Annotated in this window: 19 protein-coding genes and 1 pseudogene; 11 read left to right on the forward strand and 9 right to left on the reverse strand. The window is 42.1% G+C overall.

What is annotated here, in order from left to right; translation table 11 throughout:
- Positions 1-250 precede the first annotated feature (250 nt).
- Both MOB01S_RS06180 and MOB01S_RS06185 read right to left on the reverse strand, forming a co-directional pair.
- Positions 251-2,626, reverse strand: coding sequence for a RelA/SpoT family protein (locus MOB01S_RS06180; protein ID WP_066802708.1), 2,376 nt, complete (start codon positions 2,624-2,626; stop codon positions 251-253).
- A gap of 426 nt (positions 2,627-3,052) precedes the next feature.
- Positions 3,053-3,757: a pseudouridine synthase gene (locus MOB01S_RS06185; protein WP_066802709.1), complete on the reverse strand. Its 705-nt coding sequence runs from the start codon at positions 3,755-3,757 to the stop codon at positions 3,053-3,055.
- Between the two features lie 71 nt (positions 3,758-3,828).
- Here MOB01S_RS06185 and MOB01S_RS06190 point away from each other — a divergent pair, with 71 nt between their 5' ends.
- Both MOB01S_RS06190 and MOB01S_RS06195 read left to right on the forward strand, forming a co-directional pair.
- Complete coding sequence (locus MOB01S_RS06190; RefSeq protein WP_066802710.1) at positions 3,829-4,599, forward strand: YwqG family protein; 771 nt, start codon at positions 3,829-3,831, stop codon at positions 4,597-4,599.
- Positions 4,599-5,192 carry an IMPACT family protein gene (locus MOB01S_RS06195; protein ID WP_066802711.1) on the forward strand — a complete coding sequence of 198 codons (594 nt, stop codon included), beginning with the start codon at positions 4,599-4,601 and terminating at the stop codon, positions 5,190-5,192. Before MOB01S_RS06190 ends, MOB01S_RS06195 begins: the two co-directional genes overlap by 1 nt.
- Positions 5,193-5,196: 4 nt before the next feature.
- Here the strand turns inward: MOB01S_RS06195 and MOB01S_RS06200 are convergent, their stop codons facing one another.
- The 4 genes from MOB01S_RS06200 to guaA all read right to left on the reverse strand — a co-directional run bounded on the left by MOB01S_RS06200 (position 5,197) and on the right by guaA (position 9,226).
- Positions 5,197-5,700: a hypothetical protein gene (locus MOB01S_RS06200; protein WP_066802712.1), complete on the reverse strand. Its 504-nt coding sequence runs from the start codon at positions 5,698-5,700 to the stop codon at positions 5,197-5,199.
- Positions 5,701-5,847: 147 nt separating this feature from the next.
- Entirely contained in the window at positions 5,848-6,642 is a 795-nt protein-coding gene (locus MOB01S_RS06205; RefSeq protein WP_066802714.1) for a BPSS1780 family membrane protein, read from the reverse strand.
- Positions 6,643-6,901: 259 nt separating this feature from the next.
- The gene (locus MOB01S_RS06215) at positions 6,902-7,606 is read right to left on the reverse strand and encodes a hypothetical protein (protein WP_066802717.1); all 705 of its coding nucleotides are present in this window, start codon (positions 7,604-7,606) and stop codon (positions 6,902-6,904) included.
- A gap of 60 nt (positions 7,607-7,666) precedes the next feature.
- Positions 7,667-9,226 carry a glutamine-hydrolyzing GMP synthase gene (guaA, locus tag MOB01S_RS06220; protein ID WP_066802719.1) on the reverse strand — a complete coding sequence of 520 codons (1,560 nt, stop codon included), beginning with the start codon at positions 9,224-9,226 and terminating at the stop codon, positions 7,667-7,669.
- Positions 9,227-9,445: 219 nt separating this feature from the next.
- Between guaA and MOB01S_RS06225 the strand changes: the two genes are divergently transcribed.
- Complete coding sequence (locus MOB01S_RS06225) at positions 9,446-10,423, forward strand: DsbC family protein (protein ID WP_066802720.1); 978 nt, start codon at positions 9,446-9,448, stop codon at positions 10,421-10,423.
- Here MOB01S_RS06225 and MOB01S_RS06230 read toward each other — a convergent pair.
- On the reverse strand, positions 10,409-11,134 hold the full coding sequence (locus tag MOB01S_RS06230) for a lysophospholipid acyltransferase family protein (RefSeq protein WP_245640009.1): 726 nt from the start codon (positions 11,132-11,134) through the stop codon (positions 10,409-10,411). The two genes, MOB01S_RS06225 and MOB01S_RS06230, sit on opposite strands and share 15 nt — an antisense overlap.
- 52 nt (positions 11,135-11,186) lie before the next feature.
- Between MOB01S_RS06230 and MOB01S_RS06235 the strand changes: the two genes are divergently transcribed.
- From MOB01S_RS06235 to MOB01S_RS06250, 4 genes are read left to right on the forward strand one after another with little or no spacing between them, the layout of a single operon-like run.
- On the forward strand, positions 11,187-11,972 hold the full coding sequence (locus MOB01S_RS06235; RefSeq protein ID WP_066802721.1) for a hydroxymethylpyrimidine/phosphomethylpyrimidine kinase: 786 nt from the start codon (positions 11,187-11,189) through the stop codon (positions 11,970-11,972).
- Between the two features lie 56 nt (positions 11,973-12,028).
- On the forward strand, positions 12,029-14,377 hold the full coding sequence (locus MOB01S_RS06240; protein ID WP_066802722.1) for a helix-hairpin-helix domain-containing protein: 2,349 nt from the start codon (positions 12,029-12,031) through the stop codon (positions 14,375-14,377).
- A gap of 55 nt (positions 14,378-14,432) precedes the next feature.
- Positions 14,433-15,269 carry a substrate-binding periplasmic protein gene (locus tag MOB01S_RS06245; RefSeq protein WP_066802727.1) on the forward strand — a complete coding sequence of 279 codons (837 nt, stop codon included), beginning with the start codon at positions 14,433-14,435 and terminating at the stop codon, positions 15,267-15,269.
- A 59-nt stretch (positions 15,270-15,328) separates the two neighbouring features.
- Positions 15,329-17,260 (forward strand): NAD(P)-binding protein, encoded by a 1,932-nt coding sequence (locus MOB01S_RS06250; protein WP_066802729.1) that lies wholly within the window; start codon positions 15,329-15,331, stop codon positions 17,258-17,260.
- A 179-nt stretch (positions 17,261-17,439) separates the two neighbouring features.
- Here the strand turns inward: MOB01S_RS06250 and MOB01S_RS06255 are convergent, their stop codons facing one another.
- The gene (locus tag MOB01S_RS06255; protein ID WP_066802731.1) at positions 17,440-19,182 is read right to left on the reverse strand and encodes a DEAD/DEAH box helicase; all 1,743 of its coding nucleotides are present in this window, start codon (positions 19,180-19,182) and stop codon (positions 17,440-17,442) included.
- A gap of 361 nt (positions 19,183-19,543) precedes the next feature.
- On the opposite strand from MOB01S_RS06255, the gene MOB01S_RS06260 reads away from it, so the two are divergent.
- Positions 19,544-20,830: a valine--pyruvate transaminase gene (locus MOB01S_RS06260; RefSeq protein ID WP_066802739.1), complete on the forward strand. Its 1,287-nt coding sequence runs from the start codon at positions 19,544-19,546 to the stop codon at positions 20,828-20,830.
- Between the two features lie 100 nt (positions 20,831-20,930).
- Here MOB01S_RS06260 and MOB01S_RS06265 read toward each other — a convergent pair.
- Positions 20,931-21,572: pseudogene (locus MOB01S_RS06265) on the reverse strand (IS1595 family transposase); the annotation flags it as partial.
- Positions 21,573-21,790: 218 nt separating this feature from the next.
- Here MOB01S_RS06265 and MOB01S_RS06270 point away from each other — a divergent pair.
- From MOB01S_RS06270 to MOB01S_RS06280, 3 genes are read left to right on the forward strand one after another with little or no spacing between them, the layout of a single operon-like run.
- On the forward strand, positions 21,791-22,426 hold the full coding sequence (locus MOB01S_RS06270) for a hypothetical protein (RefSeq protein WP_157073913.1): 636 nt from the start codon (positions 21,791-21,793) through the stop codon (positions 22,424-22,426).
- Positions 22,405-23,673 (forward strand): replication-associated recombination protein A, encoded by a 1,269-nt coding sequence (locus MOB01S_RS06275; RefSeq protein ID WP_066802741.1) that lies wholly within the window; start codon positions 22,405-22,407, stop codon positions 23,671-23,673. The genes MOB01S_RS06270 and MOB01S_RS06275 overlap by 22 nt, the downstream gene beginning before the upstream one ends.
- Before the next feature lie 26 nt (positions 23,674-23,699).
- The gene (locus tag MOB01S_RS06280; protein ID WP_066802742.1) at positions 23,700-24,320 is read left to right on the forward strand and encodes an HI_0552 family protein; all 621 of its coding nucleotides are present in this window, start codon (positions 23,700-23,702) and stop codon (positions 24,318-24,320) included.
- Positions 24,321-24,393 lie beyond the last annotated feature (73 nt).

Consider the following 24,393-nt stretch of genomic DNA (forward strand, 5'->3'; position numbering starts at 1 on the left):
CGGTTGGTATCATTGACAATAGATGCTTTCACGACAAAATATCAATTACCCTTAGCTTTAAATGACTTGATTTGTAAAAATGGTGTTCTCACCATTCCAACACAAAATTTAGAATATTAAAAAGGTGCAGAAAACATAAAACCTCCCTGCACCGATTCGTGGTTGTAAACATCCTTGTGTATAATGAGTGGTGTGCATGAGCCAAGTTTACACTGCCTTGCCACAATATTTTGCATAAGTGGATAGGGTGTTAAGCACTTCGCCGTGCATAGACCACGCTTGGCTGTTGTTCAATTTTGGCAAGTAAGCGAGATAAATGATCAATACCAGCCACTTCCACAAAAAATTTCATGTGGCATACTTCATCATCGGCAAAGACCGTCTCGGCACGCCCAATACTGATTTTTTCACGGTCAATCACATTTACCAAATCACGCAAAAGTCCATCTCGTGGCATGGCTTCAACCGTGATGATGGTTGGCTGATAGCGTCCAAAATCGGCTTGCCATGTCGCACTGACGATACGCTCTGGGTCTTTTTGGACAAGTCGCCCCCATTCTGGACAATCTTGTTGATGAATGCTGACTCCTTGCGACTGAGTGATAAAGCCAACAATTGGCTCACCATGTACAGGATTACAACATTTGGCAAGGTGAATTTCCACGTTGTCAAGCCCATCTAGGTCAATTTTGTATTTGTTGGGGCGAGTGGTGGCTTTTAGCTCGATGGCGGTTTCGTTGGGGGTGGGGGCAGGTGGGGCAATATTCCCCATCACTTTGGTGGCGATGGCAGTTGCCCCAATGTCGCCCATGAATACTGCAAGGCATAGCTCATCTGAATTTTGGCGGTCAAATTCTCGGCAAATCTGCCCCAAATCCACCTGTGAGACAGGTATGGATAGTCTTTCAAACTCTTTTAAAATCAGGGCTTTGCCTGTTTCAATATTTTTATCTTTGTCTTGTTTGTTAAACCATGCACGCAGTTTGGATTTGGCACGAGCGGTATTGACATAGCCAAGTGCTGGCACAAGCCAATCACGGTTTGGTTCACGACTTGGTTTGGTAACGATTTCTACTTGGTCGCCTGTTTTTGGTTGGTGGGTGAGTGGCACATAGCGACCATTGACCCTTGCTCCTTGTGCAGTATTGCCTACGCCTGTATGGACATAGTAGGCAAAATCAAGTACCGTTGCCCCTTTGGGGAGTTCAATGATATCACCATCTCGGCTAAATACATAAATCTGTTCAACATTTTCAAGGTCAATCTCCTCATCACTGACCGTTTTGTCGTTGCTTAAAAGCTGACGCAGTGAGCTGATTTTGGCGGTGAGATAGTCGTCTGTTTTGCCCTTTAAGCCTTCTTTATAGTTAACATGAGAAGCCTTGCCAAGTTCTGCCTCAAAGTGCATGTCAAAGGTGCGAATCTGCACTTCAAGCGTGCGACCATTGGCGATGACGACAGTGTGTAAAGATTTGTAGCCGTTGGGTTTGGGGTTGGTGATGTAGTCATCAAATTGCTCTGGCACGTGTCGCCACAGACCATGTACCACACCCAGCGTGTGATAGCATTCGGCATTGGTATTGACCAGTACTCGTAAGGCTCTAATGTCATATAACTGGTCAAAGGAAAGATTTTTTTTGACCATTTTACGGTAAATAGAATAAATGTGTTTAACTCGCCCTGATACCTCACAGGTGATACCAACCTTGCCAAGCTCGTCTGATAAAATCTGTTTGACTTCTTCAATGTACAGCTCTCTTTCACTGCGTTTTTGGGCAAGCAGGCTGGCGATTTGTTTGTACTCATCAGGGGCAAGATAGCGAAAGGCGAGATCTTCAAGCTCCCATTTGAGTTGGGCGATGGATAACCGATGTGCCAATGGTGCATAAATAGTCATTACCTCACGAGCCACCCGCTTTTGTCGGTCAGGACTGGCAAAAGACAGCTCACGCATGGCAAAAGTACGCTCAGCCAACTTGATTAATACTGCCCGTACGTCATTGGTGGTGCTAATCAGCATGCTATAAATGGTGGAGAGTTGTTCTTTGTTGTTGTTAAAATAGTCTTCTAGGCGTTTGTTTTCTTCTATGGTTTCAGAAAGTTTGCCCATAGCCAGCGTATCGGCGACAAGTTGGGCAATCTCTTTACCAAATTCACAAGCCACCGTATCTAGGCTGACTATCTCACGGCGAACAGTACGATAGAGCATGGCGGCGACTAGGGCGTTTTCATCTTGAAAAAGATATGCCAAAATGTCCGCCATGCCGACGCCTGTGATGTATGTGCCAGAGCGAGTAACGTGGGGGCGATTGACTTGGGTTTTGACAAAGGCACAAGCTTTTTTAAGAAGGGGCAATTCATCTTTGCCAATGCGTTTGGCAACTGATGATAGCCAAGCCTCCATATCAATGTCGTCCTCGGACAGGGTGGCAGGCGGTGCTTTGGTGTTAGAGTGGTCGTGGGTGGTGGCAAGTTTGTGAGTGCTAAGTTGGGCTTTGACATCGGGGGGTAGGGCGTTTTGCAACTTTGCAACGAGTCCTGCTGCCATGCTGGCACTGTCTTGGTCGCTTTTTTCTTCCAAGCCTTTACGGTTCAATAACGGCAAGCTATCTCTGATTTGCACCATACCAATGCTCCTGTGGGATATAATTATGCACTTATTATGGCATTTTTGCCCCAATTTTTAAAGGCTAACAACATAAAATAACGTTTCTGTATATTGGTGTACATATTCTCACCAATTTGATATGGGTATGGCGATGAGACTCTACCTCCCCATCATTGGTTGTTTTTGATTGCTTTGATTTTATCCTAACAAACCAACCCAAATTGTGATTAAGTGATGGTATTTTTTAAAATTGGTTAAGTTTGCTGGGGCAGAAATTTCATTGATTTGATTAGGGTGTGATGAGGGTTGTGTCATTGTTATCATAATTATACGGCATTTCTTGATGGTTTATCACCATCACGAAATGCCCTTTTATGTGTCTGCTGGTTTATGCTATCATACCCAATCTTGTTTGGCGTGGTTTATTGATGTCTTACAATCTTATTAAAACTGCCCAATCTCATCGTCCGTCAAAAAGCGACTCTCGCCCTTTTCTAATCCGTCAAGGGTGATTGTGCCAATGCTGGCTCGGTGCAGCTCCACCACCTTATTGCCAAAATGCGCCATCATTCGCTTGACCTGATGGTATTTGCCTTCGGTGAGAGTGAGTGTGGCGTGTGTGTCGTCCACAAAAGATAGCGTAGCAGGGCGAGTTTTGTCTTTTTCGCCTTCCAAAATAATACCTTTGGCAATTTCTTTTATCATTCGCTCTTGGGTGTCTTGATTTACACCATCAGCAAGGGTGAGTTCATAAACTTTGGGCTGATGGCGTTTGGGGCTGGTTACACGGTGCAACCACGCCCCATCATCAGAAAGTAATAATGCCCCTGTGGTATCCACATCAAGCCGTCCTGCAATACGAAGACTTAGAACCTCTGGCACGGCGATAAGGTCGGTAACAATGGGGTATTCTTTGGCTTTGAGCGTGCATTCAAAACCTTCTGGCTTATAAAGTAGCAAATAGCGATTGCCTGTTGCCACCGACAACACCTCGCCTGCCCAATCCACCTCATCATTGACTTCATCAATATGAAAACTGCCATCTTTGACAATGTCGCCATTAACACTAATTTCACCCCGATGTAGGATTTTTTTGCAGTCATTGCGAGACAGTTCGGTCGCTTTGCTTAAAAATTTGTCTAGTCGCATATTTGCCTTTATTCATCTGTTAAAAATGTTATAATTCTAACACAAATTTGATAATTTCATAAGGAGCAACGATGACTTTGCACACACTCATTGATGAATTGCCTGTCGAGTTTTTGCCATTTAAAGCCAACATTTTGGCAAGTGCCAAACCCGTGATTAACATCGCATTGCGTGTGGCTGATGGGTTGCCTTTGTGGGCAAGTAAAATTGGCGGTAATCAGCCTTATTTACCAAAAAATATGGATTATCCAACCGATAAAGATGGCAGACCGCTTGGTTTTTTGGCGCAGTTTAATTTGGCGGATTTGCCAGCCAATAACCATTTGCCCAAAACAGGAATGTTGGTGTTTTTTACCAATTTTGATGAGGGCAAGGTGCTGTATTTTGACGAAGTCATTCAAGATGATACTGCCCTTTGGCAAGATTTTGATGGACTTGGGATTGATACCGATGATTTGCCATTTTTTGATGAAGTGGCATTTGCTCCCACTTTTACACTGACCGAGTCTGCCATTAGTTTCACAGAAAGTAAGGCTTTTGATGTGATTTTTGCCAATCATACTTTGTCCGAACTTGGTGATAAAATTTATGACTTGCTAATTTTTGATAGCACGGGTCATCATTTGCTTGGCTATCCTTATTTTGTTCAATCCGACCCCAGAGCCTATCAAAATGGCGACGTGCCACAGGATTATGTGTTGTTATTTCAATTAGATACCGATGATGTGGACGGTTATGGGATTATGTGGGGCGATGGTGGTGTGGGTAACTTTTTTATCCACCCTGATGATTTGGCAAAGGGCGATTTTAGTCGGGTGAAATTTTATTGGGATTGTTGTTGATGACCTACGCCACCTTATCCGCCCCTTGCCAAGCGGTTTATGAAATCAAAAAGAGTGAATTTCTCGCCTTTGCCCATCCCATTGACAGCCGTGAACAGTTAATGTTCCACGTGGAACAACTGCGAGCCACCTACCCAGATGCTCGCCATGTTTGTTATGGTTATATTATCGGCAACCCCAACAACACCACATCGGCAGGCTTTGATGATGATGGCGAACCAAGCGGCACAGCAGGGCGACCGATTCTAAATGTCTTGCAACATAAGGCGATTGGCAATGTGCTGGTGGTGGTGGTGCGGTATTTTGGCGGGATAAAACTGGGAGCAGGCGGGCTGACCCGTGCCTATGCCACCGCCACCCAACTGGTGGTAGATGAGATGACATTGACAACCTTTGTGCCAAAATCACTTATCAAAGTCGCCACCAACTTTGCTCACGAAGCCCAACTTCGCTATTTGGTTGGGCAAGTGGGTGGGGAAATCGTGTCGGCAGATTATGGGCAAAATGTCATCATGAGCGTGCAACTGGACAGCGAAAAAGTGGCGGTGTTTGGGGGGAGTTTGGGGGTATTTGGAGAAGTGCTGACCGATTAACCAATCACTCCGCCAAATAAGCAGGGTGCAACAAATCCAACGCTCCTAGCATGACATGCATGATGATGGCTATCACCACAACCGCCAATACACCACCAATCACGCCTACAAGTACAGGCACAACGAGCGAGCGTTTTTCGTAATCACTGCCCAGCTCTTCTTTGACAAGGTCGATTTGCTGTTTACCAAGCGTGCGATACCAAACAAGAAGCGGTATGAGCGAGACGGACAAGGACGGTATGGCAAAACCAAAGAGCATTTCCACCAAAATTGACCCCACAATCAACGCCACCACCACAAAGGCAAATAGGCGGTTTTGGCGAGCGAGTTCATATTCACCAACTGCCTCCCAATTTTTGGCGTGCATCCACGCTCCAAATGGCGTGAACAGCAGAGACCATAATGCTACTGCATTTGGGTTGTACAGCGGTGGAATTTCGTCATCATAATCCTGATTTAGGTTGCTTTGGGGGGTTTGGTAGGGGTTGTGGTTATCAAAGTCGGTCATGTTTTCTCCTTTTAATCTGTTGGATTTATTTTTTCAATCATGTGGCATTATAACAAAAAAATGGGGGAAATTTTGCAAATTTTCGCTGATTGGTAAGTTGTTTATCATAAAAAAACCGCTCATGTTAAATGAACGGTTTTGATAGTTTTAATAATATGCGGTTAAAATTTGCCGATAAGCGATATAAGTGCAAATCGAGATGAGTGGTGTGATGACTAAGCCTGCCAATCCAAACGTAACTGCTGAGATGATGATGAGTATCAATGCCACGATACCAAAAGATAAAAAGGGCATGAGATTAGCTAGGCAGGCTTTTAGGCTTAATTTCATCGCAGTCCAAGCTGACTGCTGATGAAAGACTATCAAAATGGGTGAAAATACCATGGTTAATATCAAGGGTAGGAAGCATAGCAATGTTACCAAAGCAATCATCAGAATACCCAATAATGACGTATCACCAAAGTTGCCACCCGCAACCACAGCAAGACCGCCAATCGCCATGATGGCAACAATCCCCACAGGTATCACAAGGGCGAGAGCAAGCAGGAATTGCCAAATAAATAATAAGATGAAATCCAAAAAGTTGTTTTTAAAACCCACAAACAAATCGCCAATCTCAATATCTTCTTGGCTTTCGATGCCATAAGCCATGTATGCCATGCCCGCCAAAAATGTCGGTGCAATCAAGCCCATGATGATACCGCCCACAAAGGGAATTAGTGCCAACAGGGTCATGACAATGACATGAATCAAACCTGCCCCAAGCCACAACAAAGGACGTTCCATAAAAATCTGCCATGCCCCACCCAACCAACTAAAACCGTCCCCAAAGGATAGGGAATTGGGGCTTTCTAACAACACTAATTCACCAGAATATTGCTCAGGTGTGTTCATCTCGCTTTGTGGGGATTGGTAGGGGTTGTAATTGTTAAAGTCGGTCATGCTATTCCTTTGTTAATTGTAGGGTGATGTGGGGATTATACCTTGTGTTGGGGGTAAAGAAAAGTGGGGTTTTAACTGTTTGTGTGATTTCTTTATCAAGCGAAAAGGCAACATTTATGAACGCTATGCCAAGCGTATTGTTGAAAAATTAAATGGCGATTGGGGGTATAGCAGTTATGATGGTGGGTTTTATTTTTTTAGAAAAGAGTGATAAGGATGAGAAAGTATTTATTATCAAAAATTAAGTTATATATTTATATTAAATTTTAATATAAATATTTGTAGAAATAATTATGAAAAATAGAGTAATACTACCAATTTTCCAATATAAATTGGGAGTTCTGGCTTTAAAAATACTACAATTACTTTCATAAATTTTGCAAAATATATTGTATTTTCTCGCTTCGCCAGCGTACATTATTCCAACAAAAAAAGACATAAAAAATAATTGTAGTATAGAGTTTAATGCATCAACATCATTTCTGATTATATCAATAAACATTATTGAAAAAATAATTATTATTGCTATAACTATTGATAATAACCAAAAAATCCATTTAGAGATAAATAAAAAACACCATTCTATTTTTGTAATATCAATTTGTATTTGACCTTGATGAATTGTCAAATAATGACGAATGCTATTAATTTTATGCTCATTGAGTGAAAACTCATCAATAAGTTTTAATGCCAATGGTCGGATTTTTGCATCAACATTTAATCCAGTTGCCTGACAGTATAATTCATTTACTTTTAATTCTATTAAGCGATTTTTCTCCATATCTGGCATTTTTGGATAGTTAATTGCTTCTTCCAAAAGATTAATTTTTCTATTTTTAAAAGTTTGATAAATGCTTAAATATTGCTCAATATTTTTTATAATGTGCCATATTAGAAAAATGATTGCGATAAATACGAGATGAAAACCGTTATTCAATAACAAATTTATAATTTCTATATTCATATTTTTTCCGTCAATAAAACCGCCAATTCTCAAAAATTGACGGTTTTTAATTCTAAACTATTACTCCCACTCAATGGTCGCTGGCGGTTTGCTACTCACATCATAGACCACACGAGAGACATCGGCGATTTCATTCATAATACGAGTTGAAATTTTATCCACCAAATCATAAGGCAAATGAGCAAAACGGGCGGTCATAAAATCCACCGTCTCAACGGCTCTAAGGGCAATCACCCACGCATACCGTCTGCCATCTCCGACCACACCCACTGATTTGACAGGTTGGAATACGGCAAAGGCTTGGGCGGTTTTATCATACCAACCAGACGCACGAAGCTCCTGCATAAAAATATCATCGGCAAGGCGTAAAATATCGGCATATTCTTTTTTGACTTCACCCAAAATTCGCACGCCAAGACCTGGTCCTGGGAATGGGTGGCGATAAATCATATGGTGTGGGATACCCAGTGCCACGCCAAGTTTACGCACTTCATCTTTAAACAAATCACGCAAAGGTTCAACGAGTTCAAAGGCTAAATCATCAGGCAGACCACCGACATTGTGGTGTGATTTGATAACATGTGCCTTGCCTTGCTTGGATTTGGCGGACTCAATCACATCAGGATAAATTGTGCCTTGTGCCAAAAACTTGATACCGTCTAGTTTTCTGGCTTCTTCGCTAAATACTTCAATAAATTCTCGTCCGATGATTTTGCGTTTGGCTTCTGGGTCAGTTACGCCTGACAAAGCGGTTAAAAAGCGATCTTCCGCATTGGCACGAATGACACGAATTCCCATATTCTCGGCAAACATTTGCATAACGGTGTCGCCTTCGTTTAAGCGGAGCAAGCCATTATCCACAAACACACAGGTCAATTTATCACCAATTGCACGGTGCAACAACGCTGCTACCACTGATGAATCCACACCGCCTGATAAGCCTAAAAGCACTTGATTATCGCCAATTTGCTCTTGTAGTTGTTTGATACGAAGTTCAATGATATTCTCACTATTCCACAGACTGCCACAACCACAAATGCGATGGACAAAGTTGGAAATCAAAGTTTCGCCCTTATCGGTATGGGTTACTTCTGGGTGAAATTGCACCCCATAAAAATGACGACTTTCATCAGAGGCGGAAGCATACGGACAGCTTGGCGTGCTTGATGTTACAGCAAATCCATTTGCTAATTGGGTGACTTTATCACCGTGGCTCATCCACACTTGTGATTGGTTTTGGTCGTCCGCCATATTTTGTAATAATTGGTCGGCTTCGTTAATGTCAATTTTGGCATAACCAAATTCTTTGACATCGCCTGCCTCCACCATACCGCCCAATTGCATTGTCATTGCCTGAAAGCCATAGCAAATACCTAAGACAGGCACGCCCATTTCTAAGACGATTTGGGGGATTTTTGGACTGTTATCCGCATACACACTTTCAGGACCACCAGATAGGATAATGCCTTTGGGGTTGAAGGCTTTGATGTCTTCGTCCGCCATATCAAAAGCGTGCATTTCGCTATACACGCCTGCCTCTCGCACACGGCGAGCAATGAGCTGGCTGTATTGTGAACCAAAGTCTAAGATTAAAATGCGGTCGGTGGTGATGTTGGTCATTACGATGTCCTTAAATGGTGGGGTTGGGGTATTTTAGCATTTTTTGGGATAAATGGGGAATGTTACACATGATAAAATGTACGGTGTTGTGTTGATAATTAGTTTATTCATCAAAATTTTTACAACTGTAAAGCAAATCTTACAGGTATTTTTTAAATCGTATCCATATGCCTATTTTGTCAAAAATTGGAGTAAAATGGTTATTTTTGGAATAAGTTTATGAAAAAATATCTTACTGCTTTGACGTTATCACTTGCATTAACAACCTCTGCATTGGCAAATGTAGATACCGCCACAACCAACACCATTAACAAGGTGCTTACTAGTAATGGCATGCCCTCTGCTGATGCTATTAAAACCACGCCTGTACAAGGTTTGTTGTCAGTAACTTCATCAAAATTTTTACCCATATTGATGACCTCAGACGGCAAATATGTGATTGAGGGTGAGTTTGAGCCCAACCCAAGCCCCGCCATTGCCATTAATCCTGCGTTAATGGCACAAGGCAAAATGGGCACGCCTGTTTCTGATGCTTATAAACAAGCATTGCTTGCCAACACCAAAGCCCTAAAAAATATGACGCCTGATACCAAGTTTTTTTATAGCAGTATTCGTGGATTGCTGTGGGGGGTAACAGGACAAAGCGGTGTACCATTCTTGATGAGTGCGGATGCTCGCTACTTCATCAACAGTGATGTGCTTGTGGTAAAAAATGGCAAAATATCAGGGCTAGATTATGAATTTGAATATGCCAAAAACCGCCATATTTTAGCCACGCTTGACCAAAACGCCCTAACCGTTTATCCTGCCAAAAATCAAAAAGCAACGGTCTATGTTGCAACCGACATTAATTGCCCTTATTGCAAGATGTTTCATGCCAAAATCGCCGAATATAATGCCAAAGGTATCACCGTCAAAACCATCGGCTATCCTGTCTATGACGAGTCTCCTGAACCCATGCGACAAATTTGGTGTGAGACTGATAATGCCAAACGTGCGATGTTATTGACTTCTGCCATGAAAGGCGTACGCCCAAAAAATCAATGTCAAGACAGCCAAAACCGCCTTACCGCCAACCAAAAACACGCCCAAGCCCTCGCTATCATGGCAACGCCAATGATTTATAAAGATACAGGTGAATTGTTTGAGGGTGATTTTCGTGCTAATGAATTTTATCAATTTTTAGGTGTGAAATAAATCTTGCAATGGTTTGGACATATTTTTGTGATTTTTGCCCTGTACGCCTTGATAATAGGCGTACAACTTGGGTAAATCCGCCTCAATGTCGCCTGTGGGATAAAATGCCGTCATAAAACGAATCTCACGAGTTTTGTAGTCTAACGCCACAGGAATGATGGGCACGCCTGCCTCCAACGCCAAATAATAAAAACCTGTTTTCCACGTGTCAGTATAACTTCGTGTTCCCTCTGGGGCAAGTGCCAAAAACAACCGCTCGCTTGTGTGAAATTTATCAACACTGGCTTTAAGGGTTGAACCTTTCTTTTGGCGGTCAATAGCAATCACTCCTGCCCATTTTAAAAAATGTGACAATATCGGTATGGTAAAAAGCTCTTTTTTGCCCAAAATTTTGATGTCAATGTCAAGCTCAATTAGCAATGGCAAAGTATATACACCATCAAAGTTGGAGGTGTGTGGTGCACCGATGAGAACGGCTTTTTTGAGATTGGCAACCTCGCCAACGATACGCCACCCCACCATACGATTAAAGTTTTTGGCAAGTTTTTGGGTAAATTTGCCATGTCTGCGTGGGACGTTGTTACCAAGATTTGCGGTGGTGAGAGGAGTGTTTAGATAATGCGTCATGATGATGTTAGAATACAATAGATAACTCAATTTTAGCATAATTTGATGAGCCATCATAGAATCTGATGCATAAATGATTTTCATTGAAAATAAAAGATGTTATGATATTACTTTATGTTTTGTAAAAGGAGAAATCATGCGTCCTGTGGTGTTGTGTTTTTCTGGACTTGACCCCTCTGGTGGGGCAGGGCTTCAAGCTGACATTGAGTCCATCGGACAGGCAGGTGGTCATGCGTCTGTTGCATGTACTGCCATCACGGTACAAAGCTCACAAGCGGTCTATGGTTTTGAGCCTGTATCTGCCAAACTGTTAAAAGAACAAGCCTTGGCGGTGCTTCACGATTTGCCCGTCAAAGCCATCAAATCAGGCATGCTAGGCACGACAGATAACATCAGTGCATTGGCAGAGTTGTTTGGTCAGCGACACATCAAGCCAGACACGCCCTTTGTGCTTGACCCTGTGCTTGTCGCCAATAGCGGTGGCAGTTTGGGGGATAAAGACACGCTCGTTCAGGCTTTTGGTAAACTGCTACCTTATGCCACGCTCATCACCCCAAATACCCACGAACTAAGAGCGTTGTCAGGCGAACATGATTTGCACATCGGAGCAAAAAAGCTGTGTGCTAATGGAGTTAAAGCAGTACTTGTCAAAACATCGCATGATTTTAGTGAGGGCGACATTGAGCAGTTTTTGTATGTCGGTGGTGAAGTCGTCCACAGAAGCATTGTGCCACGTCTTGATGGCGAGTTTCACGGTTCTGGTTGTTCGCTTGCCAGTTACATCGCAGGGCGGTTGGCGTGCGGTGATGATTTGGTGGAGGCGGTCAGACGTGCCGATGAGTGGATTATCATGACACTCAAAAATGCCGACAGACCACACCCAGAAAACCCAAAAGCACAGCTCATTCCCAAAAGGTTTTGAGATGGGATAAAGTTTGCTATAATAGGCATTTTGCAATCCCAACCGATAGGGTTATTATGACTGAACTACTCATCAACCACACCGCCATTTATCAAAAACTTGCTACTGCCCACAACCTAAGAGTTGCTCAAGTACAAGCCTTTGCCACGCTTTTGGACGAGGGGGCAAGCGTGCCATTCATCGCTCGCTACCGCAAGGATAAGACAGGCGGACTTGATGATGAGATTTTGCGAGTGCTAGAAAAAGCCCTAGCCAATGAGCGAGAGCTAGAAACTCGCCGTAGCAAAGTGCTTGAACTGCTTAGCAATCAAAACGCCCTAACCGATGAGCTGGCAGAGCGAGTGGGGAACGCCACCAGCAAGCTAGAACTTGACGCCATCTATGAACCCTACCGCCCAAAACGCCGTTCGCTTTCCGCCAAAGCGACTTTGGCAGGACTTCGCCCCTTTGCCTTGCAAATTTTGGCAGGCGAGCCTTTGAGTGTTTTGGCAGGTTATACGCCCGTTAGCCGTGTGACGGACGATACAGGCGAGAGTTTTGATGTGGATTATTCTACTCTTGATTTGCAACTGGCTGGCGTGCAGGCGATTGTGCTTGATGAATGGGCATTGAATCTGGATTTGTTTGATAAAGTACGCACAGGTTTTAATGCCACCGCCAGCATTCATTCACAGCTTGTCGGTGAGGAAAAACGAGAGGCAGGCGAGAAATTCAAAGACTACTTTGACCATACAGAACCCTTTGCCAAGCTCTCAAACCATCGTTTATTGGCAATGCTTCGTGGTCGTCAAGCCAATGTTTTGGTGCTTTCGGTGCTGGGCGAAGATGAGCCAAATATTAGCCAAATTAAACAGTCATTAAATATTGACGAAACAAGCGAGCAGGGAAAGTTCTTGGGCGAAACGGCAGAAAAACTTTGGTCAGTTAAGTGGCGACCACAGATAGAACACCGTCTTTTGACCGAAAGACGACTGGTTGCCGAAACGCACGCCATCGGTGTTTTTGCCCAAAATTTAAAACACCTTTTGATGACTGCCCCAGCAGGTCGTAAGGTGATTTTGGGTGTGGACCCTGGCATTAGACACGGTGTCAAAATGGCGCTGATTGATGCCACAGGCGAGGTGCTTACTACCGACACGGTCTATCCTTTTACCGACAAAACGCCAGAGAATGCCAAAGAAGTGATTAAAAATCTCATCGCCACGCACAATGTTGAGCTTGTCGCCATTGGCAATGGTACAGCCAGCCGAGAGACGGACGAGCTTATCAAAGCGGTAATTGATGAAAACAAACTATCTGCCAAAGCGGTGGTGGTCTCTGAGGCAGGGGCTTCGGTGTATTCGGCAAGCCAGATTGCCAGCGATGAGTTGCCAGAGCTTGATGTGTCGGTGCGTGGGGCGGTATCTATTGCAAGAAGGCTACAAGACCCCTTATCCGAGCTTGTCAAGGTAGAACCCAAAGCCATCGGTGTGGGGCAATATCAACACGATGTCAATCAAACCGAGCTTGAAAGCAGTCTGGACAAAGTGACCGAAGATTGTGTGAATGCGGTGGGGGTTGATGTCAATACCGCAAGCCCTGCGATTTTGGCTCATATTGCAGGTCTCAACAAAAATGTCGCCCAGCAGATTGTGAATTACCGCCGTGAAAATGGGGCATTTAAAAACCGTGAACAACTCAAAGCCGTGCCACGCTTGGGCGTAAAGACCTTTGAGCAGTCGGCAGGGTTTTTGCGTATCAAAGACGGCGATGAACCACTAGACGCAACGGGCGTACACCCAGAGAGTTATGGACTGGTCTATGAGATTTTGAGTAAGGCGGGTAAATCGTTGAGTGAGGTGCTTGGCAACGAAGCACTTGCCAAATCCTTAAATGACAGCAACGACCATTTTAGCCAAACTGCCACCGTGCTTGCTGAACTTGCCAAGCCTGCCCACGACCCCAGAGGCGAGTTTAAAACCGCCAAATTCCGTGATGATGTGAGCCAAATGGGGCATTTACAAATCGGTATGGAGCTTGAAGGTGTGGTTACCAATGTTACTGCCTTTGGTTGTTTTGTGGATGTTGGCGTTCATCAAGATGGGCTGGTGCATATTTCTGAATTGTCGGACGGCTTTGTGGCTGACCCTGCCGACATTGTCAAGCCCCAAGATATTGTCAAAGTGCGTGTGTTGTCGGTGGACGAAACTCGCAAACGCATTGCTTTGACAATGAAACAAGCAAAAGCCAGCCCCATTTCTGATATGGACAAAAAGCCCAAAGGCGACAAAAAGCCCAGCAAGAACACAACCGATAAAGCCAAATTGGACAAACCCAAATTTGACAAGGCAAAATCTGATAAAAACAAAGATACTGGCAAAATCGGCAGTCTAGGGGCATTATTAAAGCAGGCAGGATTGAAATAAGTTTGGTTTGGGCATATAATAACGTCAAGATAATGTAATAAATTATGGATTTATTATGAAAATTACTTCACCTTTATTATTTTTTGTAATTGCTTTTGGTGTGGTGGGATGTGGCAACGACACATCCTCTACCAACCAATCAACAACATCAAATGCCAGCGAGCCCGCCGCCACTGCCAGCAACTTACCTACTGTGGTTTTGGCAACCACAGGCACAGGAGCCCCCATTACTTACAAAGATGATAATGGCAACCTAACAGGGATTGATGTTGATGTTGTTAAAGCCATCGGTGCTAAAGAGGGATTTAATGTAGAAGTTGTCCAAGTGGCTTGGAAAAACATCTTTACAGGATTGGAACAAAAGCAGTATGACATTGCGGTGGCGGGCATTTCGTGGACAGAAGAGCGGGCGGGCAAGTATGCCTTAACAAATAGCTATTTTTCTAACCCAACGTCCTTGATTTATAAAGACGAATCAACCATAAAACCCAAAAGCCTATCAGAGCTTGGCAATGCTCGTGTTAGTGTTTTGGCAGGGTCAAGTTATGAAAAACTGTTACAAAATGCTAGCGTGGGTAAAATCATGCCTGTGGATAAGGGTATCAATGGCTTTATCGCTATGATACGTGGACAAGCAGATGCTTATATCCATAGCAATATTAATTTGCGGTATTTCCAAGCCAATTACCCTGACCAACATCTACAAATCCAAATCGTGGAAAACCCTGATGAACCTTCTGCTCAACATGTAATGGCACTCAATAAAGACAATACAGATTTATTGGAAAAACTAAATAACGGTATTGCCAAGCTCAAAGCAGAAGGTGAGATTGACAAAATCACCAACAAACATTTGGCGGTGGCACACATGAATCCAGAGGAAAAACAGTAATATCTGTTATGCCCAAAAAACCATGTTGGTTTTTTGGGCTTTTTTATTGAGATAAATTTATGACCAAACAAATTACTCGTAGAGATTTTTTAAATGGCACGGCACTACTCATTACGGGTGTTGCAACAGGTGCATTGACCGCTTGTGGTAATGATAAATCTAAGGTGGTGGATACTACCACGCCAAAGAGTGCCACACCACAAGCCTTGACACCTCCTTCAAACTACCCACCAAGCATGACAGGTCTGCGAGGCGACCATGAGGGTAGTTATGATGTGGCTCACGAGATGGCATGGAAAAAAACTAAATTTGATGTATCGGTTGAGCCTGTACTTGAAACAGTGGATTTGGTGGTGGTCGGGGCAGGCATTAGCGGTATTGCCAGTGCTTATTTTTATCAAAAAAAATTCCCCAATGCCAAGATTCTGATTTTAGAAAACCATGATGATTTTGGTGGACACGCCAAACGTAATGAATTTTTGGAAATGGTGGACGGCAAAGAAGTCTTTCGCATTAGCTATGGCGGTAGTGAATCCATTGATACGCCTAGTGAATACAGCGAAGAGGCAATGGGTCTATTGACTGATTTGGGTATTGATGTAGAAAAGTTTTATACCTATTATGACCAAAAATATTTTGAAAAACTGGGCATGAATGAAACAGGCGTATTTTTCAATAAAGCCACTTTTGGGCAAGGTTTGGTATTGCCTGATTTGCCAAGCTCTGACAATGCCACAGATTTTTTCACAAAAGCACCATTTAGTGAGACAGACAAAAAAGCCTTGATTGAGCTTTATACGATACCCAAGGACTATCTGACTGACATTCCCAAAAACAAGCGAGAGGATTATCTAAAAAGCATCAGTTATGACAAATTTTTGCGAGAGCGTGTGGGTCTGTCTGATGAGGCGATGAGATATTTTGAGGAAGTTTGTTTAGAATATTGGGGTTTTCCTGTGGACGGTCTGTCTGCATATAGTGCCTTTTACGACCGTTTTCATGGTGTGAATCCAGGCTTTGACAAATCAGGTTTGGTTTATCATGAAAAAGGCGAAGGTGAGCCTTATATTTTCCATTTTCCAGATGGCAACGTGTCTATTTTGCGACTGATTATTAAAAAACTTATTCCAAACATCGTTTCAAATCCTGAAAACTCACAAGGCAAAAGCGACATGGAGGCGATTGTATTAGATAAGTTTGATTATAGTAAACTGGACGTGGCAGGGCAAAATTTTAACATTCGCCTCAATGCGACAGCCGTACAAGTTAAAAACATAGAAAAAGATGGCAAAAAGGGCGTGATGGTTGGTTATAAAAAGGACGGCAAACTCTACCGTGTGGACGCAACACATTGTATTTTGGCGTGTCAGCATGGCATGATACCATATTTGGACAGTGATTTGCCCCAAGCTCAAAAAGATGACCATGCCCAAAACAGTCGTGTACCGATGGTATATGCCAAAATCATGGTAAAAGACTGGACGGCTTTCAAGAAGTTGGGTGCGTGGCAGTTGTATGCCCCCAAAGCACCATTTGTGCATGTGATGTTGGATTACCCTGTGAGTATGGGTGGTTATGAATACCCCAAAGATCCAAGCGAGCCTATGGTGATTCATATGGTGCGTATTCCTGTGCCTTATGGAACAGGCAAAGATGTGCGAGAGGCGTGCAGGATAGGGCGTGCCGAACTGTATAAAGCCAGCTATCACGACCTAGAAAAACAAGCCTTAGACCAGTTGCGTGAAATTTATGAATTGGCAGGTGAAAAGCTAGATGATAAGGTGCTGGCGGTTACGATGAACCGTTGGGGTCATGGGTATAGTTATGAATATAATAGCCTATTTGACCAAAAAACAGCCGATAAAATGCTAGAAAATGTCAAACGCCCACACGGCAATATTCACATCGCCAACTCTGATGCTGACTGGATGCCGTATGCTGATGGGGCGATTGATGAGGCATGGCGTGCGGTTGATGAGATTGAGGGGTGATTGTGATAATAAAAAAGGGTCGTTATTGACCCTTTTTTATTTATGCTTAATTCATATCAAAATCATACAAAAAACCGTTTTGAGCCCGTTGGCGGGTGGGGTGGTTTTTTGTTGTGGTTTGACAAACTCACCACGAACAAAAAACCTTTGTTTGTTTTTGAATGGAATTTACTATAAAATTACAACTCACCAAATTTTTTGGATTTTTTGGTTTGGCGTTTGTCAAAAAATACCTCTTCAATAACACGCTTTTTTGGGCGTTTGGCGGTGGTGCTATACAACGGTTCATCACTGCGTCCACGCCCACGTTTAGAAGAAAATTCTTTGGTTTTCTCATTTTTAACATCACGACCCATCTTGGCATGATATTCACGGTCAAGCTCTGTTACATCACGGCGCGCGGGTTTGTTGGTTTTGCCAAATTTTTTGTCGGTGTCTGTTTTGGCGGATTTATTAAATTTTTTCTCAAATGATTTATCGTCATTGTGGTTGGACGATTTGTCAAAGTGCTTGTGATGAGGGTTTGGTTTGTTGTTCTCAAAACGCTCGTTACGCTCACCACGTTCATATGGATTGTTAATTTTGCCAAATTTTTCAAAAGTACGCTCAAAAGATTTTTGATAAAAATCTTTTGATTTGTCTTGGCGAGGGCGGTTTTGAAAACGGTTATTGTCAAATTTACGCCCATGTTTGCGTTTGTCTTGGTCTTTTTTGGGGGTAAATTTGGGTTCTAATCCTGCGATGACGTTTTCTTTCATCTCACGAGACAGATAGCGGTTGATGTGCCCTAGCTGTCGTTGGTCATCACGGCTACATAGGTTCATGGCAACCCCAGTACGTCCAGCACGCCCACAGCGTCCGATACGGTGAACATAGTCTTCTACTTGGCGAGGTAGGTCGTAGTTGACTACATGGCTGATGGTTGAGATGTCTATGCCACGAGCGGCGACATCGGTGGCGATGAGAAAATCACATTTGCCAGATTTGACATCGCTGATGATACGGTTGCGTTTGCCTTGGGGTAGGTCGCCATGTAGATAGCGAGCGGATAGACCGTTGTCGGTGAGTGTTTGGGCAAGTTGCTCGGTACTCTTTTTGGTGGCGGTAAAAATAATGGCTTGACCAATGTCGTCATTATTTAACAGTTCAAGTAAGATTTTGTTTTTGTGGTTAAAATCATCGCAAAAATACACACTTTCATCAATGTGAGCAGATTCTACTTTGATGGAGATGCGTTCGGGGTTTTTTGTAAAGCTCTCGGCGATTTTGCCAACTGCACCGTCCCATGTGGCTGATGACATCACCGTTTGGCGAGTGGTAGGAACTTGGGCTAATATGGTTTCAATGGCATCACTAAATCCCATATCCAGCATACGGTCAGCTTCATCTAACACCAGCGTATCAAGCTCTGACAAATCCACACGACCATCATTCATGTGGTCAATCAGGCGTCCGGGTGTGGCGATGACAATCTGAACGCCTTTATGTAAGGCTCTGATTTGACCACCATAGGGAGCACCACCCACAAGCGGTACACTAAACACACCACGCATTTGACTGCTGTATTTACGCACATTGTCTTGGACTTGCATGGCAAGCTCACGTGTGGGAGTGAGTATTAGGGCTTTAATGGGAGTTTTTTGGTGTTTGCGGTGAGATTTTTGGCTAAATTCATCAGCGTTGGCTAACTTTGGTTTGGGGGTCTTGGCAAGTTTATCCAAAATGGGCAGTACAAAACTTGCGGTTTTGCCAGAGCCTGTTTGGGCGGACAATAACAAATCTCGTCCGTTTAGGGCGTGCGGAATTGCCCCTGCCTGAATGGGGGTTGGGGTGGTGTAGCCTGATTTTTCTAGGGCTTTTAAAATCACGGAGTGTAGGTTTAAATCCGCAAAAGTGGTAGTGTTTTGGGTTTGGTCTGTCATGGTCTGCCTAAATATCAAACACCCTTTGATGAAAGAAAAACCACCAAATACCACCTATCAGATGAGGGGTGGTGGTTGCATACGTATTTTGAAAGGGTGAGGTTGTCGCTATTTGTGTTTTTTAACCAAAAATAAAAACACCAAAATCATCGCAACAAAATAAATGCAGTAAACCCAAGAGGTCAAATGTGTGGTTTTGAAATCTCAAAACAAAAGAGCGATGTCATCAAAGCGAAAAGACGACCATTATAACACAGATTTTGGATAAGTGGCACAGTTTTTTTGGGTTTTGGTATGTGTTGGGTTGTTATCATGGCAAGAAAGTTGTGATAAAATGGTTTATTTGATTTGGAAAACTTTCATGCAATTTTCTACTTTTGGACAAAAATTCACCAAAAATAGCGGTATCTTACAGCTCATGGACGATTTGGGGAATGCCTTAGCTTCTGACAAACCCATCAATATGCTCGGTGGTGGCAACCCTGCCATCATCAGCGAGGTCAATGACGTGTACCAAAAAACTCTTCACGACCTTGTGGCGGACGGTACGGTATTAGATGGTGTCGCCAACTATTCTACACCACAAGGTGATAAGGGGTTTATTGACAGTTTGGTGGCGTTTTTTAATCGTCATTATGATTGGGGTTTGACAGCCGATAACATCGCTTTGACCAACGGCTCACAAAATGCCTTTTTTTATCTGTTTAATCTGTTTTCTGGCGATTTTGGTGGTGTGGATAAAAAAATCCTACTGCCACTGTCGCCAGAGTATATCGGCTATGCAGATGCTCATGTGGACGGCACGCATTTTGTGGCGGTAGAGCCTGTCATTACAGAATGTACCCACGAGGGGCAGGCGGGGTTTTTTAAATATACCGTAGATTTTGATAAATTAAATGAGCTAGATGAGTTAAGACATGGACGCATTGGGGCGATTTGTGCCTCTCGCCCCACCAATCCCACCGGCAACGTCCTCACCGATGACGAAATGGACAAACTCTCTGCCATCGCACGCACTTATGATGTGCCACTCATCATTGATAACGCCTATGGCATGCCATTTCCAAACATCATCTATACAAACACCACGCTTAATTTTGATGATAATACGGTGTTGTGTTTTAGCTTGTCAAAGGTGGGCTTGCCCAGCGTCCGCACAGGCATCATTGTGGCAAGCCCTGCCATCATCAAGGCAGTATCAGCGATGAATGCCATCATCAACCTTGCCCCCACTCGTTTTGGGGCGAGCCTTGCCAAACCACTTTTTGACAGCGATGAGATTGTGCGTTTATCCAAACATGCCATTTTGCCATTTTATCAACGTCAAAGTGCATTGGCAGTCAAACTGCTCAAAGAGCAGTTTGCTAATTTGCCTGTCTTTATTCACAAGCCAGAAGGGGCGATGTTTTTGTGGGTGTGGTTTAAAGATTTGCCCATCACCAGCCAAGAGCTATACCAACTCCTAAAAGACAAAGGCACACTCATCATACCAAGCCTGCATTTTTTTGTGGGGATAGATACCGACCATTATCGCCATGCTCATGAATGTATCCGTCTGTCAGTCGCCCAAACTGATGAAGTACTGACGGCAGGGATAGGCATGATAGGGGAGGTGGTCAAAGGGCTATATCAACAAAACTCGCTTTGATTAAAATGGCGTGTCATAAAAAATCACCAAACCGCTTGGTGTTATGGTAAATTCTATTCAAAAACAGACAAAGGTTGTGGGGCTGACGTAGATAAGCCCAAATCCCACACCATTTTCTCAATATTTTAAGTTGATTAAACGGTGTACCATAATTAAAACGAAACTCACATTCTTTAATGAATAAGTGAAAATGTTTCTTGTCAATGCCGTTGTAGTGTCGGCGGTACTCGTGTTTGGCTTGATTCTAGAAGTTTGGGGTGCCATTGATGTGATTGTGGTCTTGTGTAAATTCTTTGAAATGGTTAATCCGAAAATGCTTAAAATCACTCACATCAAGAGCATTGTGGCTTGAATAAGTAATTGGTATAAACAATGTTGTCAGGTTTGATTTTGCTTGTGATGATTGGTATTAATGTATCTGATTTGGTATCTTTGACAACAACGGTATAAACCTTGCCATTACGCTTTAAAAGACCAAACACGGCTGTTTTACCACCTGCACCACGACCACACTTGCCTTTGCAAATACCACCAAAATAGCTTTCATCAAGTTCAATTTCGCCATCAAAAAGATCTTTGGCTTCTTTCTATCACAAGTTAAGATTTTGTAGTAGAATAAAGCAGATGAATTGTACTGAATACCAAGTAAATCACTTACTATTCTAACTGTTACTTCTGCGACAAAAAATTCAAGCAGTTTTAACTGTACTTTTTTGCTTAGTTTACAATGGGTTATCTTCATAAAACTAGTATAACATACGTGTTATTCTAGTACAGCCCCAAAGATTTTGATTGGATTGAGAATTTAACCATTATTAACCCTTTTAAATAATGAAACATTCATTAAATAAAATAATTTGCCCACACTCAAATTGTGCCAAGCCCTTTGATAAAGTCATTTATCATCACGGCATTGTTTTTTGTCCGCATTGCCAAAAAAGTTTGCTGATTAACCCTTTTTTGCCTGAATTAGAAAAGATGACATTTAGGCAATTTGCAAGACGATTTATAAAAACACAATGGAAGCTTTATGCAGATGCTATGATTATATTTGCAATTTTTATTGCTATTGTTGAAGTCATTGCTAATTTTGACAAAATAAATTTAGGTTCTGTATTTTGGATAAAACTATCGTTAATGGCATTGATATTGCTTGGTGTTGGCATTTATTTTATGGAAAAAAATTTACAAAACTATCATTATTATAAATTAAAAAATAAGCCCATTTTAAAGGGTGTGGATACTTATAATTTGGTTAAAGATGATTTTGAAATCTCAGTTACTTTGGAAGATTTAAAGGTGAAATTTAATACATTTGCTCCTTGTTGTCCAAATTGCCATTCGCAAAGACTTCATCAAAAAATTGATAAATTTCATTGCCAAAATTGTCATCATCAATTTATAATAAGTCCAAAATTAAACAATATCAATACCCATCATCTTGTTATCATCTATGTTTTGATGTTTTTTATCATAAGAAGTTTGAGTGATGGTTCTTATTTAATGTTATTATTTATTCCCATATTGTTTTTGGTTAATTTAAGTTCTCAATATTACTGGTGCAAAACCCCAAAATGGAAACTTCAATCCCCCTAGCCCAGCGTATTCGCCCCAAATCCATTGATGAGATGATTGGACAAAATCATCTATTAGGCGAGAATGCCCCCATTACCAAAATGGTGCGTGAGAGTTATTTACCGTCTATGATTTTGCACGGTAATGCAGGCATTGGCAAAACAACATTGGCAAGTTTATTAGCCAAAAGCGTAGGACGAGAATTTCGCCCCTTATCCGCCATCAATAGCGGTGTCAAAGAATTAAGAGAAGTTTTAAATAGCGATGATGGATTATTTAATATATCGCCTGTGGTATTTATTGATGAAATTCACAGGTTTAATAAAGCCCAGCAAGACGCCTTATTGGGTGCGGTAGAAAGTGGGCAAATTACTTTGATTGGGGCGACCACCGAAAATCCATCATTTAGTGTCAATAACGCTTTATTGTCTCGTTGCCAAGTCTATGAATTAACCCCCTTATCCGATAATGAAATGGAAGAGTTATTAAAAAGGGCAATTAGCACAGATGAACATTTAAAACAATTACCCATTATCTTAAATGATATTTCGCCCATTTATCAATTAGCACAAGGCGATGCCAGAAAAGCATTAAATCTATTAGAACTTGCCATTTATGCCCATCAAGGCGAGCCGATTGTGATTGATTTTGAGAGTATTAGCAAAGTCGCTGGCAAAACTTTAATCCGCTATGATAAAGATGGCGAATTTCATTATGATATGATTAGTGCCTTTATCAAATCGGTGCGTGGCTCTGACCCTGATGCCAGTATTTATTGGCTGGCACGAATGCTAAATGCTGGCGAAGACCCTGTCTTTATTGCCAGAAGGCTTGTGATACTCGCCAGTGAAGATATTGGACTTGCCAATCCCAATGCCCTATTACTTACCGATACTGCCTTAAGAAGTGTCAAAGAAATTGGAATGCCAGAGGCAAGAATTATTTTGGGGCAAGTGGCGATTTATTTGGCGACTTCGCCAAAATCCAACACCGCTTATCAAGCGATTAATAAAGCCTTAGAATTTGTCAAACACGACAACTCGCCTGTACCGCTCCACCTTAGAAATGGTGTTACCACTCTAATGAAACAAACAGGTTATGGCGTGGATTATATTTATCCGCACGATTATCCCAATCATTATTATCCGCAAAATTATTTGCCTGATAATATGGTGGGTATTAAGTTTTATGAGTTTGGCGATAATCAAAAGGAACAGGCAAGTTTTAATTTTATGAAATGGTTGAAATCACAAAATAGCAATGGCTAACCTTAAAATTTAATTGATAAATAATTATGCTAAAATCCACCCACGCCGATATTTTAAATAAACCTTATTCCCAAATGAAGGAGTTAAAACTTTATTGCCCTGATGATTTAGAAAAAATCAAAGCCGACCATAAATCTGCTTGGCAAATTTTTAAAGACTTTAATTTAAAGGTTTATCAAAATCTACCCAATGACTTTGCCAAACCCCATATTCAAAATTGGTGTAATGGCTGGGAAATTAGACGCCACTTTTTTGCTTATTATAAATATGAGCGTTATCTTGGCAATGCCCCAATTATTGTGGTGATTTTAAATAAAGAGCGATTGATTGTTTCATTAACTTGGCATTCTTATAAGGCTCATTTGTCAAAAAGTTCCTTATCAGATTTTAATCAATGGATAAATGACATTGACTTTAAAGAATTTGACGACTTTTATTTTTGGCATAGTCGTATCAATGAATATGGTGATTTTAAAAAAGCCTGTGAATTTGATTATGATAAGATAGATTTAAAACAAGGCGAGTTTTATCGTTTGGGCAAGTTTATTTATAAAAATGAGCTTAATAATTTTAATGATGATGAATTATTGGACTGGACGGTTAGCACCATTGAATGGTTAAGTAAAGTGTATGAATATTGTCATTAAAAGATTAGAGGCAAATACACTTAATCTCATCTAACACAACATAAAAAAAAGGGCAAATCATCTTTGCCCTTTT

Source organism: Moraxella oblonga NBRC 102422 (assembly GCF_001598275.1).
GTDB lineage: Bacteria > Pseudomonadota > Gammaproteobacteria > Pseudomonadales > Moraxellaceae > Moraxella > Moraxella oblonga.

Bases quoted from the DNA above. Each gene is read 5' to 3' on its own strand.
- MOB01S_RS06195 (WP_066802711.1), top strand. From the start codon at position 4,599: ATGACCTACGCCACCTTATCCGCCCCTTGCCAAGCGGTTTATGAAATC.
- MOB01S_RS06235 (WP_066802721.1), top strand. From the start codon at position 11,187: ATGCGTCCTGTGGTGTTGTGTTTTTCTGGACTTGACCCCTCTGGTGGG.
- MOB01S_RS06180 (WP_066802708.1), bottom strand. From the start codon at position 2,626: ATGGTGCAAATCAGAGATAGCTTGCCGTTATTGAACCGTAAAGGCTTG.
- MOB01S_RS06230 (WP_245640009.1), bottom strand. From the start codon at position 11,134: ATGAAAATCATTTATGCATCAGATTCTATGATGGCTCATCAAATTATG.
- MOB01S_RS06250 (WP_066802729.1), top strand. From the start codon at position 15,329: ATGACCAAACAAATTACTCGTAGAGATTTTTTAAATGGCACGGCACTA.
- MOB01S_RS06280 (WP_066802742.1), top strand. From the start codon at position 23,700: ATGCTAAAATCCACCCACGCCGATATTTTAAATAAACCTTATTCCCAA.
- MOB01S_RS06225 (WP_066802720.1), top strand. From the start codon at position 9,446: ATGAAAAAATATCTTACTGCTTTGACGTTATCACTTGCATTAACAACC.
- MOB01S_RS06245 (WP_066802727.1), top strand. From the start codon at position 14,433: ATGAAAATTACTTCACCTTTATTATTTTTTGTAATTGCTTTTGGTGTG.
- MOB01S_RS06215 (WP_066802717.1), bottom strand. From the start codon at position 7,606: ATGAATATAGAAATTATAAATTTGTTATTGAATAACGGTTTTCATCTC.
- guaA (WP_066802719.1), bottom strand. From the start codon at position 9,226: ATGACCAACATCACCACCGACCGCATTTTAATCTTAGACTTTGGTTCA.
- MOB01S_RS06200 (WP_066802712.1), bottom strand. From the start codon at position 5,700: ATGACCGACTTTGATAACCACAACCCCTACCAAACCCCCCAAAGCAAC.
- MOB01S_RS06240 (WP_066802722.1), top strand. From the start codon at position 12,029: ATGACTGAACTACTCATCAACCACACCGCCATTTATCAAAAACTTGCT.
- MOB01S_RS06185 (WP_066802709.1), bottom strand. From the start codon at position 3,757: ATGCGACTAGACAAATTTTTAAGCAAAGCGACCGAACTGTCTCGCAAT.
- MOB01S_RS06190 (WP_066802710.1), top strand. From the start codon at position 3,829: ATGACTTTGCACACACTCATTGATGAATTGCCTGTCGAGTTTTTGCCA.
- MOB01S_RS06275 (WP_066802741.1), top strand. From the start codon at position 22,405: ATGGAAACTTCAATCCCCCTAGCCCAGCGTATTCGCCCCAAATCCATT.
- MOB01S_RS06255 (WP_066802731.1), bottom strand. From the start codon at position 19,182: ATGACAGACCAAACCCAAAACACTACCACTTTTGCGGATTTAAACCTA.
- MOB01S_RS06205 (WP_066802714.1), bottom strand. From the start codon at position 6,642: ATGACCGACTTTAACAATTACAACCCCTACCAATCCCCACAAAGCGAG.
- MOB01S_RS06260 (WP_066802739.1), top strand. From the start codon at position 19,544: ATGCAATTTTCTACTTTTGGACAAAAATTCACCAAAAATAGCGGTATC.